Below are 10,526 nucleotides of genomic sequence, written 5' to 3'. Positions count from 1 at the left end.
GGTGGAGGTTCTGACCATGCCTCATTTGTAGCGGCTGGAGTACCGGGAATTTCTTTAGGTTCTTTGAACTGGGGATATTTCGGCTATACATGGCATACTACAAAAGATACCTATGATAAAATTGTTTTCGACGAGGTAAAAAACAATGTGGTTTTGACTGCAGCATTGGCTTATATGGCTTCTGAAGATCCGGAATTTGCCAATAGAGAGAAAAGAGTAATGCCTCAGGATGATAAAGGGGAAACAATAAAATGGCCGGAAGCTAAAGAGCCGAGAAGAAGCTACAAAAGATTATAAATAACAATTAAATAGTAATGATTCATGTCCGCGGCTGCTTCATGAACAGAAGCAGCGCGGTCACTTTAAGTATATTTTACAGTAAAAATCCGTGTTACAATTAAACGTGAAGCTTAATTTCTGAAAACTGTGAGATAAAAGGCTGGTAATCTGCAGTATTTAATTGTCCGAAACCATAGCTGCAGAATATAAACGGCAGATTATTATAGAGAGCGGAAGTATAATCCGTTTGAGTATCACCTATATATACCGAGTTTTCAGGGTTCATATCATTCCTTTCCATGATCAGCCTGATATTTTCCGATTTCGGTTTTCCGGTCCGGCCATGAGACTCAAAGTCTTTGAATAAAGGGTTAAACTTATAATAGTCTAAAAAGGCTTCAATATATCCATCCTGGCAATTGCTGACAATAAAAAGATCATGGGTACCGGCAAGAAGCTGAAGCGTTTCTCCGACTCCGGGGTAGAGAACACCACCGTGTTGACGCAATGCGATATTTTCATATCCCGAAACTTCAGTAAGAATACGCTCTGTCTGCTGATCGGAAATACCGGGAACAATATCCCTGATAATATCTTCTGTAAGAAGTCCCATATACTGATCCAGATCTTCGGGTCTCATCTCTTCCCGTAGCAGGTTATGTTTAGCTAAAACATCATTCCATATTTTGATGATGGTCGCTCTTGAATCCCATAAGGTTCCGTCCAGATCGAAAATTAAATTCTTGTAATTCAATATATTTTTTGTTTAGGTGTTATGTTCTTGTTTGTAATATTTAATAATAGGCTCACTTTTTTTAAGGAAGCTAGAATTGAGTTTCTTTTATTTTTCTTGATAATGAAAGAATAGTGATTAGTGTTTTCTCATGACGGTTGATGTACTCCATTGTTTTATCTGTAATAACCCGGATAAGCTCTGGTAATTTAAATGGGTTATCATGCAAAAACTGAAGAAAATCAATATCAGAAAAATCAATATTATAAGATTCAAAATTTCCGATGCTCTCTATACCTCTCCACCATCCACTGATTTTCATATCGGGAAAATATTCTTTAAAGAGTATCTGATAACTATTGTAAAAATCCAGTATTCCAATGAACAGGTCATTTTGATTATTGCTATAGCCACTGAAAGATTCCAGTCCGAAGCAGATAATTTGTTTATCATCTTCCTTGTAATCTTTTAAACTAAACCAAATGTGTGAGTTCTTTTCTTCTGCTCTGTTATGGTTTTCAAAGAAATAGTATCTGTCTTCATATATTTTTTCCAGCTCTTTTTTTTAGCCCGTCTCTGATTTTATTAAGAATGACAGCTTTTGCAGAATGAAAATTATCTGAGATTTCCTTGGCGCTTTTTTAAATCGCTTAATAATAAACTTTTTTATTTCATCACTCATATCATTATTGATGGTCTGGTTGGTTAACTTTTTTACCAAATGTAAATATTGCTTAATGGTTTCTCTCAAGACAGGTTGATTAACAACCTGCTGGTGGCTTTCTTCAAGCCAGTTTTTAATATGACTTTTATAAGTTATCAAATAAAAATCTTTATTGACTTCTAATTGTCCCTTACTTTTACCGGAGGGTTCATTCCCATAAAGGTTCAAATACAGCAGTACTGCCTGTTTGTAATGATTTTTATATCTTTCAAGTTGAGATACCTGATCAACGGCATAAATTTTATTTTCAATGATGATCGTATTGTTACCATCTTCAATAATAATATCTATATATCCGCCTGTTTTTCTTTCAAGGTCTATACTTCCAAGGTATTTTTCAACCGTTACTTTAGCATTTTCAAAATTAAATTGATGGATGGGCTTTAAGCATTCTATCTCCTTAAAAAACAATTTTAGAAAGACAGAACCCTGTCCATGAGAGCCTCTAGGATTTAATAATTCACCAATCATTGCAGAATGGGTATATCTTTCATTTGTTTCCATACTCATGATTGAAAAAATGTTGAAATTTTCTCCACGGATTTGAGCTATATCATGGTATTTTTTTGAAATTACAGATACATTTTCCAATAAACCTTTTATTTGTGATAACTGCGTATTACTCATATTTATAAAATCATGCTCAACTGTACTCTTTTTCTTGCCTCATCCACTTCTGTTACCTTTACCTTAACGTGCTGATGGAGCTTCACTACTTCATTCACATCAGATACATATCCGTCTTTCAGCTGGGAAATATGAACCAATCCGCTTTCTTTGATTCCCAGGTCCACAAAACATCCGAAAGCTGTAATATTGTTAACGATTCCCGGTAAGATCATGCCTGCTTTCAGATCTTTAATACTTTTTACATTGGGATCGAATTCGAATATTCTGGCAGCTTTTCTCGGGTCTAATCCAGGTTTTTCAAGTTCCTTTAAAATATCTTTAATGCCCAGGATTCCAATGTCTCCGGTAATATAGTTTTCCGGTTTTATCAGGGCGATTTTTTCTTTATTGGCTATCAGTTCATTGGTTGTAATGCCCAGGTCTTTAGCCATTTTTTCTACAATACCATACGCTTCAGGATGCACCGCAGAATTATCCAGCGGATTTTTTGCATTGGCAATTCTTACAAACGCTGCTGCCTGCTGGAAGGCCTTTTCTCCAAGTCTAGGAACCTTTTTCAGTTGTTTTCTGTCTTCAAAAGCACCGTTTTCAGCCCTGTAATTCACGATGTTTTCAGCCATTTTTTCTCCAATTCCGGACACATAGCTTAATAATGATTTGCTGGCTGTATTTAAATTGATGCCTACAGAGTTTACACATTTCATCACGGTAGAATCCAGTTCGTTTTTTAATTGAGTCTGGTCTACATCATGCTGATATTGTCCGACACCAATAGATTTAGGATCTATTTTTACCAGTTCTGCCAGCGGATCAGATAGTCTTCTTCCAATGGAAACCGCTCCGCGAACTGTTACATCATAGGTGGGAAATTCTTCTCTCGCAATTTTACTTGCAGAATATACCGATGCTCCGGCTTCAGAAACCACAAAAACCTGAATGGGCCTGTCAAAAGCGATCTTTTTAATAAAGAATTCAGTTTCACGGCTTGCTGTTCCGTTTCCGATAGAGATGGCTTCAATATTATAGGCGTTGACCATGGAACGGATTTTTTTCATCGCCATTCCGCTTTCGTTCTGAGGAGCGTGAGGGTAGAGGGTTTCATTATGAAGCAGGTCTCCCTTTTCATCCAGGCAAACTACTTTACAGCCACTTCTGTAACCAGGATCAATAGCCAGGATTCTTTTCTCTCCCAACGGCGGAGCCAAAAGCAGCTGGCTCAGGTTTTCAGAAAAAATTTCAATCGCTTTTTTATCCGCTTTTTCTTTCGCTTCCTGTAAAGCTTCATTGGAAATAGCCGGCTCCAGAAGTCTTTTATAGCTGTCTTTTATGGCCAGGGCAATCTGTGCAGAACTTTCGTTATCAGATTTGATGATAGCTTTTTCAATAAAATCAATAGCTTCTTCCTTGTCAATTGCCACATTGGTTTTTACAAAGCCTTCCGCTTCCGCTCTCAACATTGCTAAAAGCCTGTGAGAAGGAGTTCTGTTGAGGTTTTCTTCCCATTCAAAATATTGGGAGAATTTCTGAGCGTCTTCTTCATCTTTTTTCGCCTTTACCACTTTAGAGCTAATAACCGCCTTACGTTGGAATAAACGACGCAGGTTCTTACGGACATACATATTTTCATTGATCCATTCGGCCATAATATCCCTGGCTCCCTGAAGGGCATCTTCCTCAGAAGGGACATTATTATTCAGATATTTTGAAGCCAGAAACTGCAGATCATTGTTTTTTTGACTCATAATGATCTTTGCCAGAGGCTCAAGACCTTTTTCCTTGGCAGCGTCTGCTTTGGTCTTTTTACGCTTTTTAAAAGGCAGATATAGATCTTCCAGTTCCTGAATATCAAAACTGTCCTCTATTCTTTGTTGAAGCTCAGGCGTTAAGCCTCCTTGTTCTTCTATAGATTTTAAAATAGATTCTTTTCTTTTTACAATCTCTTCAAACTGTTTGCTGATCTTTGAAATCTGTTCAATCTGGGTTTCATCCAGGTTTCCGGTTTTATCTTTCCTGTAACGCGAAATAAAAGGAATGGTGCAGTCTTCTGCTAATAGTTGTAAAGTATTGCTGATGCTCTTCTCAGAAATATCGAGCTGCTTCTGTATAAATGCTACGGTTGTCATTGTTTGGTTTTCGGATAGCTAAAATAGGGGTTTAAAAAGAAAAAGGCGAGTTGCCCCGCCTTGAATGTTTTCACAACGGAATAATCCTTATTGTGAAGTGCTTTCAAAATTTATCAATCAAAGATATAAAATCAAAATCAAAATACAATACGGGAAACCGTAAATGGTTTTCTTTTTTTCTTCTTACATTTATGAAATACTAATAACAAACTGCTATGGTGGAAAGAATTTTAGGACTCGACTTAGGAGTTTCTTCTATAGGCTGGGCTCTTGTAGAGGAAGATGTGAAAAATCCGGAAAATAACAAGATTATAAAATTAGGAGTAAGAGTTAATCCTTTAACAATAGATGAGAAAACCAATTTTGAAAAAGGTAAATCTATTACAACTAATGCCGGACGTACTTCAGCGAGAAGCGCCCGTAGGAACCTTCAGCGTTTTAAACTGAGAAGAAAAAAATTATTAGAGATTTTAATTCATTATAAAATCATAAAAAACGATGCTGTTCTGGCTGAAACAGGTAAAAACACTACTTTCCAGACGCAATATCTAAGAGCAAAAGCGGCCAGAGAAAGAATAGAACTGGATGAACTGGCAAGGGTTCTTCTTCTGATCAATAAAAAAAGAGGATACAAAAGCAACAGAAAAGTCCAAAATGATGATGAGGGAAAAGCTATTGACGGATTATCAGTAGCGAAGGAGTTATATGAGAAAAATTATACCCCGGGTCAATATGCCTATGATCTTTTAAAAAGAGGGAAAAAACAGATTCCGGATTTTTACAGATCAGATCTTCAAAATGAATTGGATCGTATTTGGGAATTTCAAAAACAATATCATCCTGATATTTTAACCGATGAATTTAAAAAAGAACTTGAAGGAAAGGGACAGAGAGCAACTGCCGCTATTTTTCTGAATCGTTATAAAATTTACACTGCCGATAATAAAGGAACACGGGAAGAGAAAAAGATTCAGGCTTATCAGTGGCGAGTAGAGACTCTTTCTCAGCCATTGGATGTTAAAGAAGTGGCATATGTAATTGCGGAAATTAATAATAATCTTAATAATTCCAGTGGATATCTTGGTGCGATCAGTGATAGAAGTAAAAAACTATATTTTAACGGACAAACAATAGGAGAATATCTTTTTGAAGAGCTTTCAGCGAATCCTCATACCCGTTTGAAAAATCAGGTGTTTTACCGGCAAGACTATCAGGATGAGTTTGAAAAGATCTGGAAAATACAGACAAAATTCCATCCTGAATTGACTAAGGAATTGAAAGAACAAGTTCGTGATATTGTTATTTTCTACCAAAGAAAGCTAAAGTCACAGAAAGGGCTGATAAGTTTTTGTGAATTTGAAAGTAGAGAAATTGAAATTGAAGAAAATGGCAAAAGAAAAAGGAAGAAGGTCGGATTGAAAGTAGCTCCTAAATCTTCACCTTTATTTCAGGAATTTAAAATCTGGCAGGTTCTCAATAATATAGAAATAAAGAATGAAGATGAACGAAGGTATTTGGAGCCGGAAGAAAAAGAACTGCTTTTCAATGAGCTGAATTGTAAAGGAAATCTTACTTCACAAAAATGCCTGGAACTTTTGGGTTTTAAATCGAAAGATGCAAAACTTAATTTTAAAGTTGTGGAAGGAAACAGAACCAATGAAAAGTTATATGATGCTTTTCTGAAAATTCTGGAACTGCAAGGCTATAATGTTTTTGAGCTTTTAAAAATAAAAGAGGATAAGGATGAGGCTAAATTATCTGAACTGAAAGCTTCTGCTGACGAGATTAAAGGGATGATAAAAGAGATTTTTAATGCAAATCTTATTAATACATCCATTCTTGATTTTAATGCAGAATTGGAGGGAAAGGATTTTGAAAATCAGGCTTCTTATCAGTTTTGGCATTTGATGTATTCTTACGAAGGGGATAATTCGCCATCAGGGAATGAAAAATTATATGAATTGCTGGAGAAGAAATTTGGCTTTAAAAAAGAACACTCCAAGATTTTATCAACGATTGTTTTTTCACAGGAGTATGGGAGCCTGAGTACAAAGGCTATGAGAAGAATTTACCCTTATATTAAAGATAATAAGTATAGTGAAGCATGTCTTCTTGCTGGGTATAATCATTCTAAGCACTCTTTGACTAAAGAAGAATTGGAAAACAGGAAATTAAAAGAGCAATTGGAGGTTTTACCTAAAAATTCTTTACGAAATCCTGTTGTTGAAAAGATTTTAAATCAGATGATTAATCTTGTGAATGCTACAATTTCTGAATATGGAAAGTTGGATGGAGTTAGAATAGAGCTAGCCAGGGAGCTGAAGAAAAGTGCACAGGAGCGTGAAGATATGGCGAAGAGTATTAATGAAGCCACACTCCTTCATCAAAAATATGCAACTATTTTAAAGCAAGAATTTGGTGTTGTTAATCCATCCAGAAATGATATTATCCGATACAAACTATATATGGAACTTACCGTTAACGGGTATAAAGATCTGTATACTAATACTAAAATAGAAAAAGAAAATCTTTTTACAGATAAGTATGATATAGACCATATTATTCCACAGTCAAGGTTTTTTGATGATAGTTTTTCTAACAAGGTTTTAGTTCCACGACAGTCAAACTTAGATAAAGGAAATCTGACTGCGTATGATTTTATGTCTAATAAAGGGAGTGAAAGAGAAGAACATTTCCTGAATGTAATTAAAGAATTATTGGATAAAGGCAGTATTTCAAAAGCAAAATATGAAAAGCTAAAGAAAAAAGGATTAGAAATAGGAGATGGATTTATAGAAAGAGATTTGAGAGATACTCAATATATTGCAAAAAAAGCAAAAGAAATTCTTTTTGAGATTACTAATTCTGTGGTAACCACTTCAGGAAGAATCACAGACAAATTAAGAAAAGATTGGGATCTTGTCAATATCATGAAAGAACTTAATCTTGATAACTACAGAAGGTTAGGTTTAACAGAAATTGTCAGAAATTCAAAAGGAGAAGAGAAAGAACTCATTCCGGATTGGACAAAACGTAATGATCACCGTCATCATGCAATGGATGCTCTTACCGTTGCATTCACTACCAGAAATCATATTCAGTATCTGAATTATCTTAATGCAAGAAAAGATGAAAAGCATAAAGAACACCAGAATATTTATGCTATTGAAAATATTATTACAGAAGTCATTGAGAAAAAAAAATGGTTCAAAGACCAGGAGATTTAAGGCTCCAATGAATAGTTTCAGACATGAAGCTAAGCAGCATCTGAAGGAAATATTGGTTTCACATAAAACTAAAAATAAAGTAGTAACCTCAAATATCAATAAGACTAAGAAAAAAGGAGGGATTCATAAAAAAACAGAACTTACCCCACGAGGACAGCTTCATAAAGAAACGGTGTATGGCAGCAAGAAATTTCTACAATCGAGAGAAGAAAAAGTATCTGCAAAGTTTGACTATGAAACTATATTAATGGTTGTTAATCCAATACATAGAAATGCATTACTGAATAGATTGAAGGAATATGGAAACGATCCTAAAAAGGCATTCTCAGGTAAAAATGCAATAAATAAAAACCCTGTTTACTTGGATGATTCTAAGACTGATATTCTTCCCGAAAAAGTTACTCTTTCCTGGTACGAGACCGGGTATACTATTAGGAAATCTGTTACGCCTGATAATTTTAAAGACTATAAGAATCTGGAAAAAATAACAGATCTTGGTATAAAGAAAATTTTAAAGGAACGTCTTGATCAATTTAAAGGAAATGCAAAAGAAGCATTTTCTAATCTGGATAAAGATCCTATCTGGCTGAATGAAGAAAAAGGAATTGCAATAAAAACCGTAACGATTACTGGTGTGAGTAATGCTGAATCCTTACACTTTAAAAAAGATCATTTGGGTAAAGAAATTCTGGATGAAAATGGAAATAAGATCCCCGGAGATTTTGTAAGTACTGGGAATAATCATCATTTAGCTATTTACTTAGATGAAGAGGAAAAACTTGATGATAAAATGGTTACATTTTATGAGGCAGTTTTAAGAGTAAATCAAGGTTTGCCTGTAATTGATAAAGACTATAATAGAGAGAAAGGGTATAAGTTTTTAATGACTTTGAAACAGAATGAAATGTTTGTATTTCCTAATGAAGATTTTGATCCCAACGAAATTGATCTACTTGATGAGAGGAACTTAGAGCGGATATCCAAGCATTTATTTAGAGTTCAGAAAATTTCAAAGGTTGGGTATGGAAATTCTTTTGTCAGAGATTTTGTATTCAGGCATCACTTAGAAACAACCGTTGAAGAGAGAAAAGAACTGCGGAATATAACCTATATACAGCTTAAAAGCCTTGAAGGACTAAGAAATATTATAAAAGTAAGATTGAATCACTTGGGAAAAATAGTACAAATAGGTGAATATTAAATAATTACTATGATAACTCGATCTATATACATTGGTAACCCTGCCTATCTAAAACTTAAGGATGAACAGATGTATATTCTGGATCCCTCTACCAAAGATTTGAAGGGTAAAATCCCTGTAGAGGATCTTGGGTTGCTGATGCTGGATCATTTTCAGATCACAATCTCCCATCAGCTGATTCAAAAAATGATGGGAAATAATGTAGTTGTTATAAGTTGTGATGCTCATCATCTTCCCCACGGAATTATGCTTCCCATATATGGGCATACTGAACATTCGGATCGTGTAAAAGATCAGCTGGAAGCCAGTGAACCATTGAAAAAACAACTCTGGAAACAAACTGTTGAATGTAAAATTGAAAATCAAAAAGAAGTACTGAGACGGTTGGGAAACTATTATGAACCCATGACAGAATATCATAGAAATGTAAAAAGCGGTGATAGTACAAATATGGAAGGAATTGCTGCACAGCATTACTGGAAATATCTGATCAGTCTTGATTTTTTAAGGGCCCGTTTTGGTGATTCTCCCAATCAGTTTTTCAACTTTGGATATTCTGTCCTCAGAAGTATAGTGGCCAGGGCAATTGTAGAAACAGGATTATTACCGGTTCTCGGGATTTTCCATAAAAATAAATATAATGCTTATTGCCTGGCAGATGATCTTATGGAACCATTTCGCCCATTTGTAGATCTTTTAGTGATGCAATGGCTTGAAAGGAAACCGGAAACAGAGGAGTTGGATAAAGAGTTTAAAGCGCATATCCTTAAAATAGCAACGGTAGATGTTGGAATTGATGGAAAAACAAGGCCGCTTCTTATTGCCGTAAAAATGACCGCTTCTTCCCTTTATAAATGTTATACAGGAGAAAAACGTTTGATCTCTTATCCTGAATTACTATGAACGCCGAAAGGTTTAATGCATACCGTATTATGTGGGTATTGGTTTTATATGATTTGCCGACTGAGACCAAAGCAAATATGCGGGATGCCAATTTGTTCAGAAAACGCTTGCTGGATGATGGGTTTACACTTTTTCAGTTTTCAATGTATGTAAGACATTGCCCAAGCCGTGAAAATGCTGAGGTTCATATTAAAAGAGTAAAAAATATGCTTCCTAAAGCTGGAAAAGTCGCTATTATGTGTATTACAGATAAGCAGTTTGCAGATATTGAAATCTTTTTTGCCAGAAATAAAGAAGAGCCACCTCCAACGTTTCAACAGCTTGAATTATTCTAATTTTTAAATCCTAAATAAATAATAAATCCGTTGAAATTCAACGGATTAGATTTTGAGGCTGTGACTAATCACGAAGATAATAAATTTTGAAAGCACTTCACAACTTTGTGAATATCAGCCAGATGAGTTTCAACGCTGTGACTAATCACGAAGATAATAAATTTTGAAAGCACTTCACAACTCGTGAGAAATCGAACATAATAACCTCGAAGCTGTGACTAATCACGAAGATAATAAATTTTGAAAGCACTTCACAACACCTCCACATACTGCGCATTTCTTCGGCTTGCTGTGACTAATCACGAAGATAATAAATTTTGAAAGCACTTCACAACTAGTACTATCGATGTGTTAGAAACGATTTGCTGTGA

General features: G+C 35.1%; 7 protein-coding genes and 1 pseudogene. 5 read left to right on the top strand and 3 right to left on the bottom strand.

Going from position 1 to position 10,526, the window contains the following annotated elements; translation table 11 throughout:
- Nucleotides 1-297, top strand: a 297-nt coding sequence (locus tag HX13_RS21430; protein ID WP_128572560.1) for a M28 family peptidase, incomplete at its 5' end; no start/stop codon positions are given.
- A 100-nt stretch (nucleotides 298-397) separates the two neighbouring features.
- Here the strand turns inward: HX13_RS21430 and HX13_RS21425 are convergent.
- Nucleotides 398-1,033 (bottom strand): HAD family hydrolase, encoded by a 636-nt coding sequence (locus HX13_RS21425; protein ID WP_050022730.1) that lies wholly within the window; start codon nucleotides 1,031-1,033, stop codon nucleotides 398-400.
- A 202-nt stretch (nucleotides 1,034-1,235) separates the two neighbouring features.
- Between HX13_RS21425 and HX13_RS21420 the strand changes: the two genes are divergently transcribed.
- Complete coding sequence (locus tag HX13_RS21420; protein ID WP_050022729.1) at nucleotides 1,236-1,484, top strand: hypothetical protein; 249 nt, start codon at nucleotides 1,236-1,238, stop codon at nucleotides 1,482-1,484.
- Nucleotides 1,485-1,577: 93 nt separating this feature from the next.
- Here HX13_RS21420 and HX13_RS21415 read toward each other — a convergent pair whose 3' ends face one another.
- Both HX13_RS21415 and HX13_RS21410 read right to left on the bottom strand, forming a co-directional pair.
- On the bottom strand, nucleotides 1,578-2,363 hold the full coding sequence (locus tag HX13_RS21415) for a PD-(D/E)XK nuclease family protein (RefSeq protein WP_050022728.1): 786 nt from the start codon (nucleotides 2,361-2,363) through the stop codon (nucleotides 1,578-1,580).
- 2 nt (nucleotides 2,364-2,365) lie between these two features.
- The gene (locus HX13_RS21410; RefSeq protein ID WP_050022727.1) at nucleotides 2,366-4,489 is read right to left on the bottom strand and encodes a Tex family protein; all 2,124 of its coding nucleotides are present in this window, start codon (nucleotides 4,487-4,489) and stop codon (nucleotides 2,366-2,368) included.
- 218 nt (nucleotides 4,490-4,707) lie between these two features.
- On the opposite strand from HX13_RS21410, the pseudogene cas9 reads away from it, so the two are divergent.
- The 3 genes and pseudogenes from cas9 to cas2 all read left to right on the top strand — a co-directional run bounded on the left by cas9 (nucleotide 4,708) and on the right by cas2 (nucleotide 10,155).
- Nucleotides 4,708-8,917: pseudogene (cas9, locus tag HX13_RS21405) on the top strand (type II CRISPR RNA-guided endonuclease Cas9).
- 9 nt (nucleotides 8,918-8,926) lie between these two features.
- A complete protein-coding gene (cas1, locus tag HX13_RS21400) occupies nucleotides 8,927-9,820 on the top strand; it encodes a type II CRISPR-associated endonuclease Cas1 (RefSeq protein ID WP_050022726.1) in 894 nt (297 codons plus the stop codon).
- Nucleotides 9,817-10,155, top strand: coding sequence for a CRISPR-associated endonuclease Cas2 (cas2, locus tag HX13_RS21395; protein ID WP_050022725.1), 339 nt, complete (start codon nucleotides 9,817-9,819; stop codon nucleotides 10,153-10,155). Before cas1 ends, cas2 begins: the two co-directional genes overlap by 4 nt.
- Nucleotides 10,156-10,526 lie beyond the last annotated feature (371 nt).

The sequence above is a fragment of the Chryseobacterium sp. P1-3 genome (assembly GCF_000738495.1).
Classification (GTDB): domain Bacteria; phylum Bacteroidota; class Bacteroidia; order Flavobacteriales; family Weeksellaceae; genus Chryseobacterium; species Chryseobacterium gallinarum.
The sequence above is the reverse complement of the archived record's forward strand: the minus strand, read 5'-3'. Positions and strand labels throughout refer to the sequence as shown.